This is a genomic window from Fictibacillus tiangongensis, from assembly GCF_048083785.1.
Lineage (GTDB): Bacteria > Bacillota > Bacilli > Bacillales > Fictibacillaceae > Fictibacillus.
In genome coordinates this window covers 3,627,820-3,652,771 of the sequence record NZ_CP182294.1, presented here as the reverse complement: position 1 = coordinate 3,652,771, position 24,952 = coordinate 3,627,820, and the positions used below count along the sequence as shown (strand labels likewise).

The window sequence follows — 24,952 nt, the reverse complement described above, 5'->3', positions numbered from 1 at the left end:
TATCTTGCTGCTTATCCTATTTGTAGCAAGTTCATTCCTCCTAGCACTTCTCTATCCATTCATGTGGCAAAAAGATGCCAAAAAAGTAAAGAGTTAGTTACTAAAATCAAAGCAACCTTATCATAAAACTAGATCTCAGTAAAAAAGATCTAGTTTTTTCTTTTTCCAGCACATTCCACGGTCTTCATTACTACCTTTATCCGACAAATAACAGTATAATTAGGCATAAAAACATTTTTTGTAAAAAGGCAGGAATATAGGGGATGAATAATTTTAGATTCGGGATTCGCCAGAAGATTATTACTGGCTATATTGTGATCATTATCTGTTTAATTGCTGCTATTCTTGCGGTAACCAATCAGCTGGATAAGATGAAGAGTGAGAGAAACTTTATCATCCAGCATGACATTGCGGTCAGGGACCTTACGAGTCAGATCGAAAAAGATTTGTTAACAATGGAGACAAACAAAAGGGGTTATCTGATCACAGGAGATGAGAGTTATCTTCAGAATTATGATGAAGCTCGTTCTAAATGGACGAAGGACTTCAATACACTGAACGAACTTCTCTCTGATAATCCTAATCAGCAAAAAAACGCTGCAACTATTAACGAAAACATTAAAGAATGGATCGAAGTTGCCGGAGATCCGCCTATTAAAATGAAGCAGCAGAACGATACTGCGGGTATCACTGAATTCTTTAGACTAGATCCAGGGAAAGAAAAGACAGAACAAGTGCTTCAGCAATTCGAGTCTTTCCGTACGAAAGAAAAAGCACTTACAGAACAACGTGCAGATAATCTGAACGACCAGAATCGATACTTAGAGATCGGACTTTTTAGTTTGCTTGCTTTCGTTATTATCACATCCATTACGCTTGCTTGGTTTATTTCCGGTTCAATCATTAAGACGATTAAAGCGGTAGTTGAGACGATTCGCGCTATGACGACAGGCGGGAACTTAAGCAGTCGCATCCATGTAAAATCGAACGATGAGATTCGTGATTTAGGAGAAGCGACGAACGAACTGTTGAATTCTTTTGAGGAACGTGACTGGCTGCAGCGAAGTGTAACGGATGTTGTGAGTAAGAACCAAGGCGTCTCATCGCTTGAAACGTTAGCGGAGATCTTCCTTTCTGCGACCGCACAGATTACGGAGTCGTCGTACGGTGCTTTCTATATTAAAGAAGGCAAGGACGAGAACATTCGGTTTGTAAAAAAAGGAGCGTTCGCAGATACAGCTGCAGATGTTGGACGAGCTAGCTTTAAGCTGGGACAAGGTCTTATCGGGCAATGCGCACTGGAAAAACGAGTTCAAGTGATCGACAGGATCGAAGGAGAGTACACGCTCATCTCTTCTGGACTTGGAGAAACAAAACCGAACAGCATCTTGATCGCGCCTATTGTGCATGAAGACGAAATTGTGGCTGTGATCGAGCTTGCGAGCTTGAATTCATACAGCAATCAGCATATCGTCTTCATTGAAAAAGTACTTGAAACATTCGGACTCACGATCAACCGAGTGATCGATCGTATGGAGATCTCAAGACTGTTATCTGAATCACAAGCGATGACAGAAGAACTGCAGGCGCAATCGGAAGAGCTGCAAACACAATCGGAAGAATTACAGATGCAGTCGGAAGAGCTGCAGATGATCAACGAACAGCTTGAATCACGTTCACAAGACGCCGAGGAGAAATCAAAAGCACTTGAGATCGCGAAAAAAGAGCTTGAAGAGAAAGCGAGACAGCTTGAAACTGGCTCAAAATACAAATCAGAGTTTTTGGCGAACATGTCTCATGAACTAAGAACGCCTCTTAACAGCATCTTGATTCTATCTGAGATGCTTGCTGAAAATGGCAACCAGTCCCTTTCGGATGAAGAGTTAGAGTTCGCGCGAGTGATTCATTCTTCTGGACAAGATTTGCTGAACCTGATCAACGATATTTTAGACTTATCCAAAGTAGAAGCAGGAAAACTGGAGATCATGCTAAGTGAAGTGAACCTCAGTGAGTTCCCAAGTAACTTGGAGAGAAACTTCACTCATATCGCAGATCAAAAGAACCTTAACTTTACGATTAATATGGCACCAGATGTTCCAACACTTCTACAAACAGACGAGAAACGATTCCAGCAGATCATTAAAAACCTGCTGTCTAACGCGTTTAAGTTTACAGAAAAAGGATCCGTGTCTGTTAGTGTGAAAAAAGTACAAACCGATGTCATCTACAACGGTGTTGATTATTGGTTAGAAGTGGCGATAAAGGATACGGGAATCGGCATACCGAAAGAGAAACACGAACTCATTTTCCAAGCTTTCCAGCAAGGTGATGGAGCAACGATCCGTAAGTTTGGCGGAACAGGCCTTGGGTTATCCATCAGCAGTGAGTTTGCAAAGCTTTTAGGTGGAAGATTGCAGCTTCAAAGTGAAGAAGGAAAAGGAAGTACGTTTAAACTTCTGATTCCAAGTATCTCGGATGAAAGTGTTTCTGTTCAAACGTTCCTTGGCGCATCAGCCGAAGTGGCAACTGCACTTGAGCAGTCCAGCAGCTCGGTAGCTGTGGCAGAAGCACCGATCACCGCTAGAATCGTACCGGCGGAGCCTGTAGCTGAACAACCATCGATCACAGTTGATGAAGAGAACGTGTTCTACGGTAAAACGGTATTGATCACGGATGATGATAATCGAAATATTTTCGCGCTAAAAACAGCTCTAGAACAAAAAGGAATGAACATTCTGATCGCCAATAACGGGATGGAATGTCTGGACGTTCTTGATGCGAACAAAAAGATTGATTTGATCTTGATGGATATTATGATGCCTGAGATGGACGGCTATGAAACGATGCAGCGCATACGCGGAACAGGTGAGCACAAGGACTTGCCGATCATTGCGCTAACGGCAAAAGCGATGAAGAACGACCGTGAAAAGTGCCTAGAAGCAGGGGCTTCTGATTATATCAGCAAACCGCTGAAGCTCGAGCAGCTCTTTTCTGTGATGCACGTTTGGATGACAAAGTGAGGATCAACCACCCATGAAGGATTTCTTATGGAACAACGACGACAACCAGGAAAATAGCATAACAGAAACGCTTGAGATGGAGCTGTTATTAGAAGGGTTGTACCGCATATCTGGATTTGATTTTCGCCAGTATATGCGGTCCTCCATCCATAGACGTGTGCACAATCGCATGCAGCTTGAACAGATCTCGACGATTACAGGCGTGCTGGAAAAAGTTCTGCACGAACCTGCGTTTATGACGACGCTGCTCAACGACTTTTCGATCAATGTAACGGAGATGTTTCGAAACCCTGAGTTCTTTCGTGCTTTTCGCCAAAAGGTGATTCCTGAGCTGAGAGAACTACCTGAGATTCGCATCTGGCATGCTGGATGTGCTACGGGTGAAGAAGTGTATTCGATGGCGATCTTGATGGAAGAAGAAGGGTTAAGTCATAAGACGAAATTTTATGCGACTGATATGAACGAACCCGTTCTGAACAAGGCGCGATCAGGTATTCTGCCGCTGAGCAAGATGAGGACATACACGAAGAACTATATGGCGGCTGGAGGAACTCAAGCTTTTTCTGAGTACTATACGACAGACGGCCACTTTGCGTATTTGAAGCCTTCGTTATTAAAACAGATCAGTTTTTTGCAGCATAACCTTGTGACAGATCATTCGTTCAATGAATTTCACGTGATTCTTTGCCGAAATGTCCTGATCTACTTTACCGCTGCTCTACAAAATCAAGTGCATGAGTTGTTCTATGATAGCCTCAGCCCGAATGGTTTCCTCGGTCTAGGTGACAAAGAATCTATTCAATTCGCTGACTGTGCGGAAAAGTATACAGATTTTGCTGAACAAGTAAAAATCTATCAAAAAAAATAAAGCAGGAAGAAGGGGTGTGATGACCTCTTCTATCCTGCTTTTTTTATTTCGCTTGAATCATCATGATACACATGTCATCGCTCTGACCTTTTTGTTGTTCTTCTGGAATAACAAGATGAATCGGCGAGCGGATGTTGCTCCATTTTTCAGAAGCCACGTATTTCAGCTTCTCTAGCATCAATTCTTCGTCATCTCCAGCTTCTAACACACCATCCGTAAAGAGCAGCATCTGAATGTTGTCTTCGTAATGGATAACAGACTTCTTCACTTCGATCTGTTCAAAGAAACCAACTGCATAACAGCTGCGTTCAATCGACTGAAGGGAGTTATCAACGAGTGCATAGCCTTCCGGATGACCGGCATTCACGTATTCAACCGTCTTTTTCTCGGTATCGATCAAAAGGTAGATGCCTGTGAAATAGTAGTTGTAGTCGTTCTTCGGATTGTGGAGAAGTGCCATGTAACGGTTCAATTCTTTGATCACAAGTTCCGGATCTTTCAGTTCTTTGATGCTGTCTCGCATAACAGACGAGATGAACATGCACACAAGAGAAGAGGAGATCCCATGCCCCATCATATCGAGCAAGATGATTCCATAACGATGGTCATCGAACTTGTGCCAATAATACATATCCCCCGCGAGCTTAAAGGAAGGCAGGTGTGACACGTTTATCGTGATGTTGTCTTCTTTAATCGGCGGATTCAACAAGCCTTTTTGAACTTGCATCGCAAGATCGAGCTCGTTTTGAATCTTTTGTTCTTGTTCCGCGTGCCAATCTTTTTCGTACTTCAATCGCAGTGCGACTCGAATTCTAGCAAGCAGTTCTACTTTATTGATCGGTTTCGTCACATAGTCCATACCACCGCAGTCGAGCGCTTCTGCTAACTTCGTAGAGTCCTCAAGCGCTGTGATAAAGATGATCGGAATGTCTTTGAAACGCTCGTCTTTTTGAACGCGTTGACAAGCCTCGATCCCGTCTATCTCTGGCATCATGATATCAAGGAGAATCAAGTCGATCGACTTTTTGTTCAGCTCTTTTTCGTTTTCTTCGAGGTGATCGAAAAGCTGTTGAGCAGAAGAAAGAGAGGTGCAGTCATCATATCCTGCATTCTTCAATATTTTTTCTATTACAAATAAATTTACTGTATTATCATCAACGATCAGAATGGACATTCAAACTTCTTCCCCTTATATGTACCATTTATTGTGTGTTTTTCTAAGATCATTCATTTCTATAACTCTAGTATACAAGTAAATGTGGCAAGGGACTATTTTTTAGATTATTTAGAGTGGGATAGTGGGGTGGGACAGTTTATTAGGGGTGATTATGCTAGTTACCTCAGAAGAGGGGTGTGTTGCGTAATAGACTGTGTTAAGGATAAGGACATTGTTGCGGTTTGTACACACCAGATAGACTGCTTGAAAAATATCCACGGTAATCCAAATTATATTCACGGATAAGTGCATTAATTTCACGGATAACCACGATAATTTCACGTATAAAATAATTTAAACGATTTTCAACACAAATCTCACAGCAGCATCATCCATTGGAAACACACATCACACAACATTTTGTTCATTTCAAACAAATCAATTGACATTTATGTTCGTTTGTAACATTATAATACATATAAGGTGTTCGAAAATAACAAAGGTGATGACAATAATGCCTAAAGAGCGTAGAGAGCAAATTCTTCAACAATTAAATGAGAACGGAAAAATTGAGATTGAAGAACTAGTAAACGAATTAAATGTTTCGGCGATGACAATCCGTCGTGATCTTGCCTTTCTCGAAGAAACGGACCAGATTATTAGAACACATGGCGGAGCGATACTTAACAAGCCGTTAGTCGTGGAATCATCGTTCCGAACAAAAGAAGGAAAATTCAACGATCGCAAGAGAGCAATCGCCGAGAGAGCTGTGCAATTCATACAGGATCACTCTACTATTCTTTTAGATTCAGGAACAACAACGTTAGAGATCGCAAAGTTGTTAAAAGAGAAAACGACAATCACAGTAGTTACGAATGATATAAAAATCGCAGCTGAGCTACTTGATACAGATGTGAAAGTGATTGTGACTGGCGGTGAACTGCAAAATACGGTCGGAACATTATTCGGCCCGTTAACAGAGCAGATGTTAAGAGGCATTCACGTAGATCTTTTTTTCTTAGGAGCTCATGCGATCCACAGCCGAGCGGGTGTTACAGCACCAACTTATGAGAAGGCTGCGATCAAAAAGCTGATGATTGAAGCATCAGAAAAAACATGGCTCGTGGCTGATTCTAGCAAGTTTGATCAAAAATCATTAACAAAGGTTTGTGACTTAAACCAAATTCACGGTTTAGTTACAGATCAACACTTAGCAGATGAAACGAAGCAAATGCTGAATGAATGTTTAGAAGTCGTAACCGTTGAAGGTGGTGAAAAGGGATGAAAGTCGGCGTCATTGCAGATGATCTAACAGGTGCCAATGCGACAGGGGTAAAACTGATCAAGCAAGGTTTTGAAGCGGCAACGATGGTGTATTACGATCAGGAACCAGCTTCAGGAAGTTACAACGCCGTTTGTATTGATACGGATAGCAGGTATGCACGAAAAGATGTGTCTGAGATGCGGATCAAAAAGTCTCTAAGCAACCTTCAGCGTTGGGGTGCGGATGTGATCTGTAAACGAATCGACAGTACGGTAAGAGGAAACATCGGAACAGAGATCGACATGGTTTTAAATGAACTTGGTGAACGATCGATTGCGGTTGTCGTTGCATCGTTTCCAGATTCAAGTCGTATCACATCCGGCGGTTACTTACTCGTCGATGGTGTGCCTGTTCAAGCGACAGATGTTGCCAAAGATCCGGTCATGCCTCTTACAGAATCATACGTTCCTTCTATTATCAGTAAGCAGAGTGAACATCTCGTATCACACATCGGACTCGAAACCGTTTTACAAGGAAAGAAAACGATCCTTCAGGAGTTAAAGCGAAAAATAGACGAGGGAAGCCGTATTCTTGTGATGGATGCGGTAACAGATGAAGAGATTGAAGATATTGCACATGCGATGGCATTGATCGAGGACTACCAACTCGTACCGGTAGATCCAGGACCATTAACGGCTTATTATGCAAAGGCTTACACGTCTCTGCACACACAAAGTAAAAAGATTCTCGTTACCGTCGGCAGCGTAACCTCTTTAAGCGGTGAGCAGCTAACATACTTGATCGATAAAACGGATGCGAAACCGGTCTATGTCGATGCTGAAAAATTAGCAAGTCTATCGGACAGCTGGGAAACTGAAGTTCAAAGAGCTGTAACGGCTGCCTTAGAAGCTGTCCACTACCAAGACATCTTAATTATCACGACCAACTCGCCAGAAGCTAAACGATTAGAACTGAAACGTTTGGCCGAAGAGCAAGGTGTGAGTCAGGATCAACTCGCGAAAAGAATCGCAGATGGATTAGGAAAGATCACGCGTATTGTCATCCAGTCAACGAATTATGAGATTGGCGGCTGCTTTTCCAGTGGAGGAGATGTTACGGCTTCACTCTGTTCTGTTGGAAGAGCTGAAGGCATCAAGTTAAAAAACGAAGTGCTTCCTCTCGTCGCATACGGTGAATTCATCGGAGGATATTTTGATGGTATACCGCTCGCTACAAAAGGCGGCATGGTCGGTGACAAAAAAGCCATTCACACGATCGTAAAGCATTTATTAGCAAACCAAACATCTACAAAGCAAGTTCAATAATTTTATTAAAAACTCAAGGAGGAAAAAACATGACAACGACAACAAAAACGACAACAACAGAAAAAGCGATTATTGCGATTCCGATGGGTGATCCAGCAGGCATTGGACCAGAAATTACGATGAAGTCTCTTGCCAAAAAAGAGATCTATGATGTTTGTAAACCGCTCGTGATCGGAGATGCTGCAGTACTTGAAAAAGCGATCGCGATCGTAGGTGCAGACCTCAGAATTAATGAAGTAACATCTCCTGCAGATGGAAAGTACGAACTAGGAACGGTTGATGTGATCAACTTAAACAACATTGATGTGAACAAGCTTCAATATGGTGAAGTCTCTGCTCAAGGCGGACAGGGAGCGTTTGAATATATCAAAAAAGCAGTAGAGCTTGCGACAGCAGGTGAGGTTAAAGCGCTGGCAACAACGCCGATCAACAAAGAATCGTTAAAAGCCGCGAACGTTCCTTATATCGGACATACGGAAATGCTTGAAGCACTAGCAGGTTCTGATGATCCACTAACGATGTTCGAAGTAAAAGGAATGAGAATTTTCTTCTTAACACGTCATCTTTCATTAAAAGATGCAATTGCAGCTATGACGAAAGAACGTGTGCATGATTACTTGGTACGATGTGATCGAGCGCTCGCTCGTCTAGGCGTGGAAAACAGACGCTGGGCCGTTGCTGGTCTGAACCCTCATAGCGGTGAAGGCGGATTGTTTGGCTGGGAAGAAGTGGAGCAGATCAAACCGGGTATTGAGCTAGCTGTTGCAGACGGAATCAACGCAGTAGGTCCGGTTCCAGCAGACTCTGTATTCTTCCAAGCATTAAACGGCAAATATGATGCAGTGTTGTCTCTCTATCATGATCAAGGACATATCGCTGCTAAGATGACAGATTTTCACCGAACCATTTCTATCACGAACGGTCTTCCGTTCTTAAGAACTTCGGTAGACCACGGAACAGCGTTCGATATTGCAGGGAAAAACATTGCAGAGAGCACGAGTATGGAAGAATGTATCAAACTTGCTGCTCAATATGCACCGAAGTTTACAGCGAATAGCCTTTAAGATAGTCAGATGAAAGTGAAGGGTTCTTATGCCCTTCACTATTATTTCAATAAAATAAAAGCGCTTACATTAAAAGGGGGTCAATGAAATGGAAGTTTCAGGAGCACAAATGGTAGCTGGTTTAGTTCTTGGGGTTATTGCATTAATTTTTCTCGTTTTAAAAACAAAGATTCACGCTTTTCTAGCTCTTATCATCGCGGCTTCAATCGCCGGTCTTGTCGGCGGAATGGAACCAGGGAAAGTCGCTGATACCATCTCGGCTGGGTTCGGGAGCACGCTTGCTTCTATCGGGATCGTAATCGGACTTGGTGTCATGATCGGACGAATTCTCGAAGTGTCAGGAGCGGCTGAAACGTTAGCGTATTCACTCATTAAAGCAGTCGGCAGGAAAAAGGAAGAGTGGGCGATGGCGATCGCGGGTTATGTGGTTTCCATTCCAATCTTTGTTGACTCAGCGTTTGTTATTTTAAATCCACTCGTAAAAGCTCTCTCTAAGAAAACGGGGAAATCGGTCGTATCGTTAGGTGTAGCGTTAGCCGTGGGTCTCGTGATCACGCACTCATTAGTACCGCCAACGCCTGGTCCGCTAGGTGTAGCCGGAATCTTTGGAGTGGATATCGGTCTTATGATCGGTCTTGGTCTTCTTTTTGCCATTCCGATTATGATCGCAGGCGTTCTTTATGCGAAATGGATCGGTAAAAGAATCTATCAAGTACCGGATGATTCCGAGCTAGGGTTCACACGTCCTACAAAACAAGCAGCTTATCAAGAGTTTATCGAGCTAGCTAGTGCGCGAGAGGATTCTCTTCCTTCTTTAGGCCGCTCACTATTACCGATCGTTTTACCGATACTATTAATCTTTTTAAACACGACGTTAACCGCAATGGAACTAACATCTGGATTTTACGGAATTCTGATTTTCTTAGGAAAGCCGATCATTGCTGTGAGTATCGGACTCATTGTAGCCATTTACGCATTAGCCGGTAACTTGAGTCGCTCTGAATCACTTGACCGAATGGAAGAAGGAATTCAGACAGCAGGTATTATCCTTTTAGTTACAGGTGCAGGTGGAGCGCTAGGTAATGTCCTTCGTGAAAGTGGAGCGGGGAACTTTATCGCTGAAAAAATTGCAGATCTTCCACTTCCAGCAGTGCTGATTCCATTCTTTGTCGCGACGATCGTTCGCCTCGTTCAAGGAAGCGGTACGGTAGCGATGATAACTGCCGCATCTATTTCAGCGCCGATCCTATCTCAGCTGGATGTGAACATGGCACTCGCCGCTCAAGCTGCAGCGATGGGTTCGATGATCTTCTCGTACTTTAATGACAGCTTGTTCTGGGTGGTTAACCGAATGTTAGGCATCAAAGAAGTGAAAGAACAGATCATGGTCTGGTCTGTACCGACTACAATCTGTTGGTTCGTAGGATTAGTGACACTTTTAGTGGCAAATATGTTCTTTTAAACAGATGTTTAATAAAGAGTCTCACCATGTTGATTTCATGGTGAGGCTTTTTTGTGTGGGGAGGGGAGGTTTTACGGTACGTGTTTTTATAATTTGTTACGCGTTCACCGGTAAAGTGCTACTTTTCACCTGTAAACGTGATTTATCCACCGCTAAACGCTTACTTTACACCTATAAATGAACGGTGACCACCGTAAAACAGCTCACGACCACCGCTAACCCATCCAACACCAACTTATCCTACAAAAAAAGAACCTACAACACGTAGATTCTTCACTATCCAGCCCTATTTCGGTAAAGGATCAGCAGTTGATGCCGCATGTACGGGCAATGTGATCTGAAAGGAGGTGCCTTCGTTCAATTTACTGTCAACTAAGATCGATCCTCCGTGGTTTTGAATGATTTTAAAGCAAATCATGAGCCCGAGGCCTGTACCGTTAAACTTCGTCGTGTAGAACGGTTCGCCGATTCTTTTTTGTTGTTCTTCTGTCATGCCGACTCCATTATCTATTACGGAGATAACAACGTGTCCATCTTGGGAAGTGGCAAGAAGTGAGATCTCACCACCGTCAGGCAGAGCTTCCATTGAGTTCTTGATCATGTTGATGATTACTTGTGTAAGCTGATTCTTCTCACCATAAACGAGTGGCATGTTCGATTTCTCGAAAGAAATGATTACGTTGCGCAAATTTGCTTCAGGCTGCATCAGATCGATGACATTCTGAATGCTTTCTACGATATTGAACCAGCTGAAATAGACAGCGTGGGGCTTCGCGAGTACCATCAGTTCACTTACGATAAAATTGATGCGATTGATCTCAGTCAGAATGATGTCTTTAAAAAAGGTGTTCTTCTCCTGATCAGATTCGTTAATGAGCTGAACGAGCCCTGCGATGGATGTGAGTGGATTGCGAATCTCATGAGCGATTCCCGCGGCCAGATCACCGATCAATGAAACCTTTTCAGATTTCAATAGAATTTCCTCTGTTTTCTTTTTCTCCGTCACATCGTATTGGATCGAGATGTGCTGATAGGCAACACCTTCTGGGTCTAGAAAAGGAACGATCGTTGTATCCACCCAATAGAGTGTGCCGTCTTTCGCTTTGTTGCAGATCTCACCGTTCCATACGCGTCCTGCTTTAATTTCTTGTTGAATATGATGAACGAAGCTTTCTGTATGAACGCCTGAATAGAAGATTTTGCCGTGATCTTGTCCGATCAATTCTTCGCGGGTATATTGCGTCAATTCACAAAAATGGTCGTTCACTTGAATGATGCGGTCGTCTTTATCTGTAACGGAGAAGATCGTTCCTTCAAAGAGAGCGGTTCGAATGTTGTTTAACTCTAGGATTGAGATATCTAAATCTCGATTTGTATGTTGAAGTGCTTTTTTCGTGTTATGCATGAATGTCGTATAGTGCATGACGATTGAACGAGCCGCTATATCGATTAAAAGGTTTAGGCGATTGGATGCAGTAATAGCACTATCAGCTTTAGTACTGGATGTTTCAAATTCTTCCTCTAAAACCTGTGAAAGGATAACCCGGGATTCAAAGATAAAATGTAGAGCGTAATCGAGCGGGATCTCCGTATCAGATGAGCGCTGTCCAAATGCGTCAGCCCATTTCTTAATCTTTTCTTCAGCGGTTTGAACATTTTCTGATAAGCCTTCACCTAAGTATTGAAAAAGAATATCCATCCAGTGAGAGACTTTGGTTTTGTAGATCGAAAAGTCAGTCTCTAAGTTCTTGATCGGTTTTAGTTTGTCTACAAGTTGTTTGCTGTTTTCTTTTATCTTCGTTCCTATATCCCTACAACTTTCCATGGGGTTTGCCTCCTGTAACAGTTTCCGAATTCATCTGAATGAAACCTTCGACATTTCGACAAACATCCCTTCTATTGGAAGAAAAGGAATGAGGAAACTTTTTTAAGTAGTTCTGTTGGTATCCGTGAAAGTTGTTGATCTCCGTTTCAGGTGCTCGCTTTCCGGGGGGCGTGCGGTGAGCCACCTCGGCACTCTGTGCCCTTAGGTGTCTCACCTGTCCGCTTCAAGGAAGTATCTTGTTCCTGCGTCTACCAGTTATGCTACCGTAGTAAGCTTCCTCGTCACATGCCTTGCGAGAAGTTTCTCAAGCGGTTGGCACGCACCTTACACTCCAATCAACTTGTCAAAGAAGCTAGTTAAGTAAATAGCAACAACCTTTACCTTTTAGATAAGAACCTTGAGAATGGATGAATGATTGTGAAGAGTACACAAAAAAAGACACTCAATCGTCTATGATCAAGTGTCGCTGCAGCTTATTACATCGCTTCTAAGATACTTTCCATATAGGTTTCGGTAAACACCTGAAAGCATAGATCGAGCATCTTATTTATCTCTTGAATGATAAATATCACTTCTTTTACGCTTGTCTCTTCTCGTTCTGCTATACGTTCAATCACTTGAAGAATCTCACTGCGAATAAATTGCGTTGATTGCATCGCAACATCCAATGATTGACCGTATTCGAGCGCATAGCGAGCGGTGTGAACAGACCATACCTTCAGTCCATCTTCTCTTGCGGATGGTGACAGCACGAGGGAGCTGCCTAAGAGTTGGACTAATTTCATAATGTAATCGGTCGATGACTGGCGATCAAAGAGCTGTTTATCTTTTATCGGGTATTTCTTAAACCGTAGTGTGAGTATCTGCTCAGCCAACCCAGGTGCCTCATCTATGAGTGCTTTGGCTAACGTGTGTTGAATCTGATTCAAGATGGTAACCTCCTAATTTAAAAGATATATGTATTGAAATGTTAAAAAGATAAAGCTTTACCTTTAGTATTACTTAATCTAATAGGCTTGTCACGAACTATCGAGCGATTTTTAGACCGAATTTACAAAGAGGACAGCTATAATCAGCTGTCCTCTGTTTCTAGTTGTTTTTCTTTTATAAAGAATGAGATCACAAGTCCGATCAAGGATAATACGGATACGACGATAAACGCCATATTTGCGCCATACATATCAGGGTGTGTGATTTCAGGACGCGCTCCCGCCGTTTCAGCGGTAGTTGTCATGACCGTGACTAAAATGGCAGTACCGACTGATGCTGCGATCATTTTCATCGTATTGTCCATCGCTGCGCCGTGAGGAATCAAACGCTTCGGAAGTCGGTTGAGTCCAGCAGTTGCAACAGGCATCATGACCATCGCAAGGCCAAACATCCGAATACCGTACATCACGGTTAAAAATGTGAACGATGTGGTCGGACTTAGACTGGCAAATGCAAAGGATGATCCAGTGATGATCGTTAACCCGATGATTGCAAGCCAGCGCGCACCGAACTTATCAAAAAGTCTTCCTGTGATCGGTGATAATAGCCCTGTGATAAGCGCACCTGGTAAGAGTGCAAGACCTGCTTCAAACGCCGTAAAGTCTCTCATGTTCTGCATGAATAGCGGTATGATTGTCTCCGCACCGATCAGCCCTAAGAATGTGATCATTCCGATGATGATCGTAAGCGGGAAGATAGAGTTTGCGAACACCCTGAACTCGAGCATCGGATGTGCTAAACGCAGTTGTCGTGTGATGAATAAAACAAGAGCCACGACACCGATCGCTAGCCAAATCAGCGTGCTTGGCGCAGTCCACCCGAGATTTCCTGCACATGTGAATCCGTATAGCAATCCTCCAAAACCGAACGATGACAGAATGATCGATGTTACATCCACTTTTGTTTTTGATGTTTCCGTAACATTTTTTAAAGCAAAAAAGGCTACGATAATATCAATGATGGCAATCGGCAAGATGATGAAAAAGAGTACTCGCCAAGAGTAATGTGACGTTACCCACCCTGAAAGGGCAGGGCCGATTGCTGGTGCGAATGAGATCACGAGCCCGACTAACCCCATTGCTGATCCGCGTTTGTTCACGGGGAAAATCATCAAAAATACGGTCTGCATAAGAGGCAGCATAACCCCAGCTCCACTTGACTGGATGACTCTGCCGAGTAAGAGTGTCTCAAAGTTTGGCGCGAGTCCTGCAACAAGTGTTCCAACAGCGAAAACGCTCATCGCTGAAATGAAAAGCTGCCGCGTGGTGAACCGTTCAAGCAAAAATGCACTGACCGGAATCATGATCCCATTAACGAGCATGAATACGGTCGTCAGCCATTGAGCGCTGTTCGCCGTGATGTTCATCTCTTTCATGATCGGCGGTATCGCAGTGATCATGAGTGTCTGGTTCAATATCGCAATAAACGTTCCAGCGAGCAGCAAGGACACGATCGTCGATTGTTTAACATTTTGTGTAGTTTCCATAGCCGTTCAATCCCATCTAACATTTTATGATGTGTACAGCTTACAGGATTTTCAACGGAAATGACATTAAGATGCTTTAAAAAAATGAGCATCTCTTTACTCCCAACATACACTAATCAAAAAGCGGGTGAGGGTATGGGTGAGGAACAGTTAGCTCAGCTGGATGAAGTCCTGCTGCTCGTTGATATCATTGCGATCCTTTTAGTAGAAGAACGCCCTATTTTAGGTCTCGTTTTTATCGGACTTCTGAAGGTAGTCGCAAAAGATCGGATGATCAGAATCGCATTCATTCTGTTGATCATCGTGTTGAATGTGAACCGAAGATAAAAACACTCATATATACCTGGGTAGTAGGATGGCTGTTTTCGATGAGGAAATACAGGATTAAACAATTCATACTATTCAAATGATTTCGTCGTTATTCTACAATAAAGAACAAAAGGAGTGGTTTCGTGAAGATATCTTTTGGAAGAAGTATTGGAATGACGTGGGCTTTGTTGTTCGGAGTCGTTATTTTTGAAAATGGTGAAACAGCAGAAGCAAAGAATAAGACAAGCTGCTTTGATCCGAATGCAGCACTAACAGCAGAAGAACAAAGAATTGAGGATGGCCGACCGATTCCGCAACAATTATTGAAGGAAAGTGAATTCACCTCTTACGTGGATCATTTTAAAAAAGATCTATGTGCTGCAAAAACTCCAGAGAAAGCTGAAAAAGTGATACATAAGCATGGAACGGCACTATGGAAAACAGCCGTTGACCGCGCTCAAGGTAAGAGACCCGATCTAGGTGAGCTTGATTCCTACGATGACCGCCCTCTATACTGGGCAAGATTACATATGACGAGTGCTCTCAGACAATGGGATCCTGTGTACAACGTCACGAAAGAACAACGCGGGAAGTTAATGAAGTCATTAGAATATACATCAAGAGGCATTTCGACGATCGACTATCCAAAAAGCAAGAAAGTGAAGAGGATCCTTGTGAGTGGATTCGATCCGTACCGCCTTGAACAAGAATTTAGACGAACCAATCCTTCAGGTGCAAGCGGTCTGCAGCTCGACGGACGATGGGTGTGGACAGGTGATGGATTAGCCGTCATACAAGCGGCGAATTTCCCTGTTCGATGGGATGACTTTGAAGAAGGAATCGTTGAGAATACGTTCGGTCCATTTTTGAAGCAAGGCTCGAAACAAGTGGACTTAATCATGACCATCAGCCAAGGCGGACCGCGTAAGATGGCGATCGAAGGATATGCCGGACGCTATCATACAGGAGCTGACAACAAGCTCGAGGAAAGAGCAGAAGTCACACCACCTGTAGCTCATTGGCCGATGCCAAAGCCGCTTCCAGAGTTTATTGAAACCACCCTTCCATATGAAGAGATGATTGCGGCTGAAACAGGACCGTGGCCCGTTTTTAGAAACGATAAAGTTTGTGAATGGCTGCCGCCAAACTTTGAGGATCCAGCTGTTTGTAATGAGGATGGACCAACACCTGGCTCTAAAGCAAAAGAGGGTGGAGGCGGAAGCTATCTGTCTAACGAAAGCATGTACCGCTCGAATCGTGTTCGCTTAGGTCTTGGTGCGACCGACATTCCAGGTGGACACCTGCATATTGCGGCACAAGAATTTTACCCAGAGAACAAATCAGTATATATCACAGAGGAGTTCCAGGAGTTTCGCCGAAATACAGTGGATCAAACAGTCGATCTCGTGGAAGCCGCAGCTAGAGCGGTAAAATAAAACGATAAAGAAGATGTCTCTCATGCTTATGAGGGGCATTTTTTTGTTATCTAAATTTGATTGATGGCGCCAAGAGAGGGTAAGAAGATGACTCATAGAAAGGTGAGGATGGCCAATAGAACGTGTGCTAAGACTCATAGTCTGCTTGTGATGACCCATAGAACTGTTTTAGAGGTGTCAGAACGCTCTTGGCCAGCCTACACCTGAAGAATTTCTCAACATAAGAAACTTTTTTTAAAAAAAAGTGATCTGATTTGACTGCTTTCAACGTATATATTATATTACTGTATTTATGGACTGGCTTTAACTAAAGAGGTGTTGCAACATGAATATTGTTAAAGTTCTAAACCAACTAGGTGACCGATTTCTCAAATTGAGGGTGTACGATTTATCGGCACAGATGGCCTATTATTTTTTAATGTCGGTCTTTCCATTTTTGCTCGTCATCTATTCATTGCTGACATATTTACCACTAAAAGAAGAAAATATACTAGAGCTAGTCCAGCCGTATGCGCCAGAGAGCACATACAATCTGATTGATAAGACGTTATCCTATACCGTTATGAGACAAGAAGGAAACCTCTTGTCGTTTAGTTTGATCATTACATTGTGGCTATCATCAATGGGTTTTCAAAGCATGAAGCGTATCATGAATGATGCGTATCAAGTGCGAAATGAAGAAAACATGTTAAAACAGATTTTAGAAAGTCTGTTGCTAACTGTTGGATTCATGATCGCTGTTCTGTTCTCTGTATTTGTTCCGTTGTTTGAAAAAATTCTGCGGGTGTATTTGGAAGGCATCTTTTCAAACCTAGCTTTTCAAAAGCTATGGATCATTATCCAGTGGGGAATAGGAACCGTGTTTCTGCTGTTGTTTTTCATTATGCTATATTCCTTTGCCCCGAGCATCAAGCTTGGGTTTAAAAAAGTACTTCCGGGTGCATTTCTTGCGACGATCGGCTGGCAGCTTGTTTCGATGGGCTTCGCTACGTACGTGAGTGGAAGCAACTATTCCGCGCTGTACGGGCAAGTAGCTGGTCTCGTCGTTCTCATGCTGTGGTTCTACCTGTCAGCGATGATCATCATCCTAGGTGGATTGCTGAATACGGTGGTGTACCCAGCGGAAAGTGAATAGATAAAAGTTTTGGAGGCTGGTCCCTTGAAGGGATTAGTCTTTTTTTGTAGGTGGAATGAATGTGTAAAATTGTGTGGGGTCTGACCCCGGGTCAGACCCCACACAATTCAGACAGTTTTAATCATTCAGATGTGGTTTTTACGGTACGCGTTCTTATATTTGTTACACGTTCACCGCTAATGTGCTTGTTTCCACCTGTAAACGCAACGGATTCACCGGTAACGTAGCTGCAAGTACCGATGATGGCTCCCTTTTCACCGATAAAACGCTCTTCACCACCGCTAAGAACAACTTTCGTACCCAAATTACTCATCTCAAACCTAAAAAATCTCTCTAAAAAAGAAAAAAGAATCTACCAAAGTAGATTCTCTCCTCATTTAACAATCTTACCTTATAAAACGCCGTACTTTTCATCGCGAATATCGGTAATGAACATATGACCAGGAGCATGTGTGATCATGATCTCAGGTTTTACATGCATCGCGACGGCTTGAGGCGTTACCCCACAAGCCCAAAACACAGGAACTTCACCGTCATGAATCTGAACAGGATCACCGAAATCTGGCTGATATAAATCATGCACACCGATCACTTCTGGGTTCCCGATATGAACCGGAGCCCCGTGAACAGAAGGGAAGCGGCTTGTTACCTGAACCGCTCGAACGACATCTTTTTCAGGAACAGGACGCATGCTCACGACCATAGGACCTTCAAAACGTCCAGCTTTCACACAATCGATGTTAGTTTTAAACATCGGAACGTTGCAGCCTCGTTCGATGTGACGAACAGGAATGCCATTATTCATCAGTGCATGTTCGAATGTAAAGCTGCAACCAAGCAGGAAGCCGACCATATCGTCATTCCAAAGCGAAGTAATATCGGTACACTCTTCAACGAGTTCGCCGTGACGATAGACGTTGTATTTTGGTATGTCCACTCTTAGGTCAGCGTTTGGTGCAACTAAGGTAGGAACGGCGGAACCAGGTTCTGTTACATCAAGCACCGGACAAGGCTTCGGATTGCGCTGACAGAACAGGAGGAACTCAAACGCCAGATCTTTCGGCAACACCACAAGATTTCCTTGTGTGTAGCCGTTTGCGAGTCCGCTTGTAGGCTTTTTCCACTGACCGCGGCGTATCAGATCACGAGCTTCAACTGGAGTTAAACGATCTAGTGCGTTCATAACAAGCTCCCCTTTTTATAAAAGTAGTTATGCGAAAAGTTTCGGAACTTCTGTGTACATCGTGTACACACTCATCGCGGCCATGATCAGAACGATCACAGCGCCAAAGACAGTCATCCACATGGGATGTTTGTAATCTCCAACGATTTTAGGTTTGTACGCCGCAATCAGCATCACACCAAGTGAAATCGGTAAAATGAGTCCGTTTAACGCTCCCACTAGAATTAAAATCGCTACCGGTTTTCCAACTAGCGCGAAGACAATGGTTGAAATGGCGATAAATCCGATGATGATCCACTTATGGTATTTTTCGAGTGTTGCATTCAACGTACGAATAAACGAAACGGATGTGTAAGCTGCACCAACAACAGAAGTGATGGCAGCCGCCCACATAACAACACCGAACATTTTGTAGCCAATGTTTCCGGCAGCTAACTGGAACACAGAAGCTGGCGGGTTCTCTGGATCAAGTGCGAGTCCTTGAGACACGATACCAAGTGCCGCTAAGAATAAGAAAATACGCATGATAGATGCGATCCCGATTGCTGAGATCGACCCTTTTGTTACTTCACCTAAGTTTTCTTTACCTTTAATACCTGCATCAAGCAATCTGTGTGCTCCGGCAAACGTGATATATCCACCAACTGTTCCACCGACTAGCGTAACAATCGCTAGAATATCAATCGTGTCAGGTACGAACGTTTTAACAACCGCTTCTCCAACAGGAGGTTGGGCTGTGAACATCACATATACAGTCAATGCGATCATGACGAAGCCGGCAACTTGTGTAAAACGGTCCATCGCTTTTCCAGCTTCGCGCACAACGAATACTAAGATGGCAACGATACCGCTGAGTACAGCTCCCATTGTAGGGGAGACACCGAACAATACATTTAAACCAAGACCAGCACCGGCTATATTTCCGATGTTAAATGCAAGTCCTCCAATAACAATCAATATAGCTAGGAAAACACCTAAGCCTGGAAGTACGGCGTTTGCGATATCTTGTGCTCTTTTTTCAGATACAGCGATAATTCGCCATACGTTCATCTGTGCGCCGATATCAATTATGATGGATGTTAAAATGACAAAACCAAAACTTGCGGCAAGAATGGACGTGAAGTGTGTGGTTTGTGTTAAAAACCCTGGTCCGATCGCTGATGTAGCCATCAAGAACGCTGCTCCTAAAAGAATACTGGCTTTTGACTCTTTCTTCATAACTTACCTCCTAAATTACTTCGTTTCTTGTCGTATTTTAAGTGCGATTCCTTGTTTTAACTGATGCAATTTCTTTTCTCGATCTAAGTAGAGTTGTTGGGCTACTTCGTGTGAAACTTCGACGAACTGTACTTTGTCTCCAGGCTTAAGCTGCGCCATGATTGAAAGATCGACGGTTGCGATCTGCCCGATCTTTGGGTATCCTCCGGTAGTTTGACGGTCAGCGAGCAGTACGATTGGGTTCCCTTCTGAAGGAACTTGAATCGTTCCGAAGCTCACAGCTTCAGAGAGCATCTCTTGTTTCTCTTCGAGAGCGAGCTCAGGTCCTTTTAAACGATAACCCATCCGATCTGACTGTGATGTAACTTCAAAATGATCGGTAAAAAGCTTCATCTGGCTTTCTGTTGTAAACCAGTCGTACTGTCTGCCCTTCATGACTCGAACTTGCGGTTTAGAAGCAGATGAGGCGATAAAATCAGACGAGATCGTCCATTGCATCTCCACGAATTTATTCTCTTCAAGCTGTGCCGCTAAAACTTTTGCTATTTTTCCGGAAAGTTCACTCGGCTCGCCAATAGAAAGCTCATCTTCATTCTGCAGAGCTTTTCCGTTATGTCCGCCGATACCCGCTCGTAAGTATGTAGATTTACTGTTCATCACTTCGGGTACATCAAAACCGCCCGCAACAGCGAGATATGCACGACAGCCCGTTTTACAGCCGCCGAATTTTAGCTTGCTGCCAGCAGACACCAACACTGAGCGCCATAATTTCACGGGTTTCCCGTCAATGGAAGGGGACAAATTGCCGCCGCAGATCGAGATCAGCGTGTCTTCTCTAAACTCCATATCAGGGCCGAGCAACGTAAGTTCTAACGTTGCTTCATTCTCAGCATTTCCAACTAAAGAATTTGCTATCCGATGTGCGGTTGTATCCATGACACCACTCGTGATCACACCATATTTTTGAAAACCGTAACGGCCTAGATCTTGAACACTCGTTAGGAGGCCAGGCTTTGTAATCTTAATCATCTCGCGTCCTCCTCCATTCTTTGAAACTCTTCTTCTGAGATCGGTACAAACTTGATCTGGTCACCGGCTTGCAGCAGGGAAGGCGTTTCACCTTCTGGAGTAAATAGCTTTTGAGGTGTTTTGCCGATCAGCTGCCATCCGCCAGGCGTTTCGATCGGATACACGCCTGTCTGTTTGCCAGCGATTCCAACAGAACCGGCTGGAATTTTCAATCTTGGATTACTTCGTCTCGGTGCTGCGATTTTTTCACTCATGCCGCCGATATACGGAAAGCCAGGGGCGAATCCGATCATATAAACGGTATATTCACCATTCGAATGAATATCAATTACTTCGTCAACCGTTAGTCCGTTGTGATTCGCAACTTCCTCTAAGTCTGGACCAAATTCACCGCCGTAACAGACGGGAATTTCCACCACACGAGGTTCGGCGTCACCATCAATCTCTAATTTTTTTAAAAGCGGTTCCAAAAATGCGCGTACATCATCATAAGGAAGTGTTGTCGTATTGATTTTCAAAGGATCATAAAAAACAGCCACAGTCGTAAAACCAGGAACGGTTTCAATCACCCAATCAAACTTATTCTCTTCAAAGAAAGAGGAGACTTTTTTGACTTTTTGCTGGATCTCATGGCTCATGTCTTGTCCGAGTTCAATGATCATGCTGTTATCGCCAAGCGGCTCAATAGTATATTTCATCGTCAGATCTCCTGTCTTTTTATGTAAAATTAATCAGAATATTTGTATATTTATAAAGGTCTAGTATATCGGAATATGTAACAAAATCAAACCTACATTCTTAGATTCCCGATAGTAATAATTTCTAGTCCAATTTTTTTTCGTATCAGGTGGTTTATGTTTAATCAAACGTTTAGAATGGGAGGGACTATACCCATGTGGGGAGATGTGAAAAGCGTGTATAATGAACCTATTTTTCTAAAACCTGTATTCAAGGACCGAATCTGGGGCGGTACGAAGCTTCGAGATGAGTTCGGTTATGAGATTCCGACTGAAACAACCGGAGAGTGCTGGGGAATTTCTGCCCATGCACACGGGCCGAGTGAGGTCGTGAACGGACCATTAAAAGGAGAACCACTGAATTTAGTATGGGATAAGCATCGAGAACTTTTTGCAGACCAAGAGGGTGAAGACTTTCCGTTGCTTGTAAAAATCTTGGACGCAAAGACCGACCTGTCCGTTCAAGTGCACCCTGATGATTCGTATGCACGCGAAGTGGAAGGCGAGGCATTTGGTAAAACAGAATGCTGGTACGTGATCGACTGTGAGCCAGGAGCAGAGCTTGTGTATGGACATCATGCGGGTTCCAAACTACAGTTTGAAGAGATGGTAAATGAGAACCGCTGGGAAGAGCTGCTTCGTAAAGTGGCGATCAAGCCAGGTGACTTCGTCTATGTACCGAACGGAACGATCCACGCAATAGGTGCAGGCACGATGATTCTTGAAACGCAGCAAAGCTCAGATGTTACGTATCGTGTGTACGATTACGACCGTCGTGATGATGAGGGAAACCTTCGTGAACTGCACATTGAAAAATCGATCGAAGTCGCGATGATTCCACACGAAGACGCTGACTTTGAACCGGTGCTGTCAGGTAATGATGATTTAAGAATCAAAAAACTGGTGAAGGAGAGCTACTTTACTGTTTATCATTGGAATCTGGCTGGAGCGGTTGCCGAGGTCGAAAATCCATCTTATTTGCTTGTAAGCGTCCTAGATGGTGAAGGTGAACTGCAGGTAGAAGGTGGAACGACATCTACGTTTAGCAAAGGTGATCATTTTATCGTCCCTTCAACAATAAAAAGCTTTGGAATGAACGGTAATGCACGGTTCATCGTGTCACATCCGAGTATATAGAGAAGATGAAACAACCGGAATGCTGGAATTCCGGTTGTTTTTTTGTTTGATATCAGGATTGAGTGGGGCTTGTGAGCGAAACGGAGGCTGATTAGAGTGAAACGCTATGCCATTGGAGCGAAAACAGCAGTTGACTGAGCGAAAAGCATAATGTTTGGAGTGAAACCCTGCAGTGTATGAGCGAACGTGTAACAAATAAAATAACACGTACCGTAAAACAGTAACATTACAGAACATTACATTTGTAATAAATCATCAAGAAGATAAATTTTGCGTTTTCCAGACTGGGAGGTGGGAAGTCCAATCGAATTTAGCAGGTGTTTGACGATATGACGAGAAGGGATTTGAAAAAAATCACAGCATTCATTATTGCTAATAGAGGGTTTCAACAAAAAAGCATATTCTCTTAAAGCTTCAATGTGGGCAAGTTTGTCATAATGCCCGCATTTTAGACAAAACCACTTTCTCCTCGATCTAATCATAGGCAGTTTAAGGCACTCTGTACAAGCCACTCCTTTTAACAAGTCGCTTTCAGTGATTGAAAATTGTTGAAAATAGTTATGGTTCGGTTCGCTATGATGCTTAAGTAAAAGACGAGATAATCTTTTAATATCTTTTTTAGAAATCACGTCTTTCGTTCGAGTGTTCTGATATCCATGAAATTTTGCAAGTACATTCGCACTATGAGTAACCACATTTGAAATATCTTTATACTGGGGAATGCTTTTAACACGTGTGTTGGAGTTACTTACGACAACGAGTGATTCGATGGGAATATAGGGGAATTTCTGTTGTTTGAGCCATTCTCTCAATAAATGTGTTTGTCGATAAACTTGTGAAATAGGGTCAGGGAAAACCTCCTCTTTGTCTTTGTATATTCGTATCAGTTGGTAAAATTCTTGGTCAAAAATCAATGTGCCGGACATGTTTTTAACTTCGAGTATGAGAAAAAAGTTGGCGTTAAAATGAGGATGTCGATTTGAAAGTAGTTTGCCCCAAAAGGCAGGCGAAGATCATGGAAAATGAAAGTTTCGTCTTTAGGTAGTAACTCCATGTGATAGTCGAGGGATTTTTCACCATTATAACCGGTCACACTTTTAATTAATTCAACTTCGATTTCATTACGAACAGGATGGTGAAGTGGAAATCTCTTCATAATCAACTTTAGTTTTTTAATTTTAATAGACTCTGAAGCTTCTTTTATTATCATTGATCTCTCCTTTATAGTTTTGAGCATTATTTCTACTTTTTTAGACAAAATCCTCCACCATCAAAAAAAAATTCTGTGGTTCTTACATTAGAAAAGTACGAGTCTGGGTGAAACAGTGAACTTTCTGAGCGAAACTAGTTACCGTTGGAGCGAAAACGCTACTTCAATGAGCGAAAAGAAACGGAGTTGGAGTAAAACGAAGTCGGATTTGAGCGAACGTATAACAAATAAAATAACACGTACCGTAAACAATTCACATGTGAGCTATCAACTTGCATGCACAATAAAATTTCTTTGTTTTCAACTCATGAAATATGCTATTTTAATAGTGTTAAGAAAATTATTACCAAAATGATAGTTAATTTGATTATTATTTTCATGTAAATATGAAGAAATGGCAGGTAAATCATATGTTAAAACAAATCAAAAAAGGTTTAGTCGTATCATGCCAAGCGCTAGAAAATGAACCGCTGCATAGCTCTTTTATCATGTCCAAACTAGCTCTTGCTGCAAAAGAAGGGGGAGCATCTGGTATTCGTGCGAACTCCAAAGATGACATACTGGCGATCAAACAAGAAGTGGATCTGCCGGTTATTGGAATCGTGAAAAGAGATTATGGTGACAGCGAAATCTATATCACCGCAACAAAAATAGAAATAGATGAATTAATCGAGAGCGGCTGTGAAATGATTGCAATAGATGCGACATTCAGAGAAAGACCGAAAGCGCTCACTCTAGAGGAACTCGTTTCATACGCCCGCGCTAAGAATCCGGCTGTTCAACTCATGGCTGATATCTCATCCATCGAAGAAGCTAAGAATGCGGAGAGACTAGGTTTTAATTGTGTGTCTACCACACTCTATGGATATACCGAAGAATCTAAAAATCACAGACTGTATGAAAATGACTTTCAATTTTTAAAAGAGGTGTTAAAAGAGGTATCTCTTCCAGTGATTGCAGAAGGCAACATTATGACGCCTGAGATGGCAAGAGATGTACTTAATATCGGTGCTTATTCTGTTGTTGTAGGCGGGGCGATCACGCGTCCGCAGCAGATCACAGCTCGTTTTGTTGCTCAAATTCCTAAATAAAAAGGAT

General features: G+C 42.9%; 20 protein-coding genes and 1 pseudogene. 11 read left to right on the top strand and 10 right to left on the bottom strand.

The window, feature by feature from the left end; genetic code table 11:
• Window positions 1–263 precede the first annotated feature (263 nt).
• Window positions 264–3,020, top strand: a complete 2,757-nt coding sequence (locus ACNJYY_RS19260; protein ID WP_416729721.1) for a CHASE3 domain-containing protein — start codon at window positions 264–266, stop codon at window positions 3,018–3,020.
• 13 nt (window positions 3,021–3,033) lie between these two features.
• Window positions 3,034–3,888, top strand: a complete 855-nt coding sequence (locus ACNJYY_RS19255) for a CheR family methyltransferase (RefSeq protein WP_416729720.1) — start codon at window positions 3,034–3,036, stop codon at window positions 3,886–3,888.
• Between the two features lie 43 nt (window positions 3,889–3,931).
• Here the strand turns inward: ACNJYY_RS19255 and ACNJYY_RS19250 are convergent, their stop codons facing one another.
• Window positions 3,932–5,062 carry a SpoIIE family protein phosphatase gene (locus ACNJYY_RS19250; RefSeq protein ID WP_416729719.1) on the bottom strand — a complete coding sequence of 377 codons (1,131 nt, stop codon included), beginning with the start codon at window positions 5,060–5,062 and terminating at the stop codon, window positions 3,932–3,934.
• A 496-nt stretch (window positions 5,063–5,558) separates the two neighbouring features.
• Between ACNJYY_RS19250 and ACNJYY_RS19245 the strand changes: the two genes are divergently transcribed.
• From ACNJYY_RS19245 to ACNJYY_RS19230, 4 genes are all read left to right on the top strand, one after another.
• Window positions 5,559–6,329, top strand: a complete 771-nt coding sequence (locus ACNJYY_RS19245; protein WP_416729718.1) for a DeoR/GlpR family DNA-binding transcription regulator — start codon at window positions 5,559–5,561, stop codon at window positions 6,327–6,329.
• Window positions 6,326–7,633 (top strand): four-carbon acid sugar kinase family protein, encoded by a 1,308-nt coding sequence (locus ACNJYY_RS19240; RefSeq protein WP_416729717.1) that lies wholly within the window; start codon window positions 6,326–6,328, stop codon window positions 7,631–7,633. Before ACNJYY_RS19245 ends, ACNJYY_RS19240 begins: the two co-directional genes overlap by 4 nt.
• Window positions 7,634–7,662: 29 nt before the next feature.
• Entirely contained in the window at window positions 7,663–8,697 is a 1,035-nt protein-coding gene (pdxA, locus tag ACNJYY_RS19235; RefSeq protein WP_416729716.1) for a 4-hydroxythreonine-4-phosphate dehydrogenase PdxA, read from the top strand.
• Window positions 8,698–8,785: 88 nt separating this feature from the next.
• Window positions 8,786–10,159 (top strand): GntP family permease, encoded by a 1,374-nt coding sequence (locus tag ACNJYY_RS19230; protein WP_416729715.1) that lies wholly within the window; start codon window positions 8,786–8,788, stop codon window positions 10,157–10,159.
• 286 nt (window positions 10,160–10,445) lie between these two features.
• On the opposite strand, the gene ACNJYY_RS19225 is transcribed toward ACNJYY_RS19230, so the two are convergent.
• From ACNJYY_RS19225 to ACNJYY_RS19215, 3 genes are all read right to left on the bottom strand, one after another.
• Entirely contained in the window at window positions 10,446–11,984 is a 1,539-nt protein-coding gene (locus ACNJYY_RS19225; protein WP_416729714.1) for an ATP-binding protein, read from the bottom strand.
• Window positions 11,985–12,460: 476 nt separating this feature from the next.
• On the bottom strand, window positions 12,461–12,913 hold the full coding sequence (locus ACNJYY_RS19220) for a hypothetical protein (RefSeq protein ID WP_416729713.1): 453 nt from the start codon (window positions 12,911–12,913) through the stop codon (window positions 12,461–12,463).
• Window positions 12,914–13,056: 143 nt separating this feature from the next.
• Window positions 13,057–14,460, bottom strand: coding sequence for a DHA2 family efflux MFS transporter permease subunit (locus ACNJYY_RS19215; RefSeq protein ID WP_416729712.1), 1,404 nt, complete (start codon window positions 14,458–14,460; stop codon window positions 13,057–13,059).
• Between the two features lie 84 nt (window positions 14,461–14,544).
• On the opposite strand from ACNJYY_RS19215, the gene ACNJYY_RS19210 reads away from it, so the two are divergent.
• The 3 genes from ACNJYY_RS19210 to ACNJYY_RS19200 all read left to right on the top strand — a co-directional run bounded on the left by ACNJYY_RS19210 (window position 14,545) and on the right by ACNJYY_RS19200 (window position 17,340).
• Window positions 14,545–14,787 (top strand): hypothetical protein, encoded by a 243-nt coding sequence (locus ACNJYY_RS19210; protein ID WP_416729711.1) that lies wholly within the window; start codon window positions 14,545–14,547, stop codon window positions 14,785–14,787.
• Between the two features lie 125 nt (window positions 14,788–14,912).
• On the top strand, window positions 14,913–16,205 hold the full coding sequence (locus ACNJYY_RS19205) for a hypothetical protein (protein WP_416729710.1): 1,293 nt from the start codon (window positions 14,913–14,915) through the stop codon (window positions 16,203–16,205).
• Between the two features lie 325 nt (window positions 16,206–16,530).
• On the top strand, window positions 16,531–17,340 hold the full coding sequence (locus tag ACNJYY_RS19200; RefSeq protein WP_416729709.1) for a YihY/virulence factor BrkB family protein: 810 nt from the start codon (window positions 16,531–16,533) through the stop codon (window positions 17,338–17,340).
• 121 nt (window positions 17,341–17,461) lie between these two features.
• On the opposite strand, the gene ACNJYY_RS19195 is transcribed toward ACNJYY_RS19200, so the two are convergent.
• The 5 genes from ACNJYY_RS19195 to pxpB all read right to left on the bottom strand — a co-directional run bounded on the left by ACNJYY_RS19195 (window position 17,462) and on the right by pxpB (window position 21,468).
• Window positions 17,462–17,644, bottom strand: a complete 183-nt coding sequence (locus ACNJYY_RS19195) for a hypothetical protein (protein WP_416729708.1) — start codon at window positions 17,642–17,644, stop codon at window positions 17,462–17,464.
• Window positions 17,645–17,731: 87 nt separating this feature from the next.
• Entirely contained in the window at window positions 17,732–18,523 is a 792-nt protein-coding gene (locus ACNJYY_RS19190) for a putative hydro-lyase (protein ID WP_416729707.1), read from the bottom strand.
• Window positions 18,524–18,550: 27 nt separating this feature from the next.
• On the bottom strand, window positions 18,551–19,741 hold the full coding sequence (locus ACNJYY_RS19185; RefSeq protein ID WP_416729706.1) for an NRAMP family divalent metal transporter: 1,191 nt from the start codon (window positions 19,739–19,741) through the stop codon (window positions 18,551–18,553).
• Window positions 19,742–19,756: 15 nt separating this feature from the next.
• Window positions 19,757–20,770, bottom strand: coding sequence for a biotin-dependent carboxyltransferase family protein (locus tag ACNJYY_RS19180; RefSeq protein ID WP_416729705.1), 1,014 nt, complete (start codon window positions 20,768–20,770; stop codon window positions 19,757–19,759).
• Window positions 20,767–21,468, bottom strand: a complete 702-nt coding sequence (gene pxpB / locus ACNJYY_RS19175) for a 5-oxoprolinase subunit PxpB (protein WP_416729704.1) — start codon at window positions 21,466–21,468, stop codon at window positions 20,767–20,769. The genes ACNJYY_RS19180 and pxpB overlap by 4 nt, the downstream gene beginning before the upstream one ends.
• A gap of 216 nt (window positions 21,469–21,684) precedes the next feature.
• Here pxpB and manA point away from each other — a divergent pair, with 216 nt between their 5' ends.
• Window positions 21,685–22,644, top strand: coding sequence for a mannose-6-phosphate isomerase, class I (gene manA, locus ACNJYY_RS19170; protein ID WP_416731911.1), 960 nt, complete (start codon window positions 21,685–21,687; stop codon window positions 22,642–22,644).
• Between the two features lie 236 nt (window positions 22,645–22,880).
• Here the strand turns inward: manA and ACNJYY_RS19165 are convergent.
• A pseudogene (locus tag ACNJYY_RS19165) lies at window positions 22,881–23,698 on the bottom strand (nuclease-related domain-containing protein).
• A gap of 566 nt (window positions 23,699–24,264) precedes the next feature.
• On the opposite strand from ACNJYY_RS19165, the gene ACNJYY_RS19160 reads away from it, so the two are divergent.
• The gene (locus ACNJYY_RS19160) at window positions 24,265–24,945 is read left to right on the top strand and encodes an N-acetylmannosamine-6-phosphate 2-epimerase (RefSeq protein WP_416729703.1); all 681 of its coding nucleotides are present in this window, start codon (window positions 24,265–24,267) and stop codon (window positions 24,943–24,945) included.
• Window positions 24,946–24,952 lie beyond the last annotated feature (7 nt).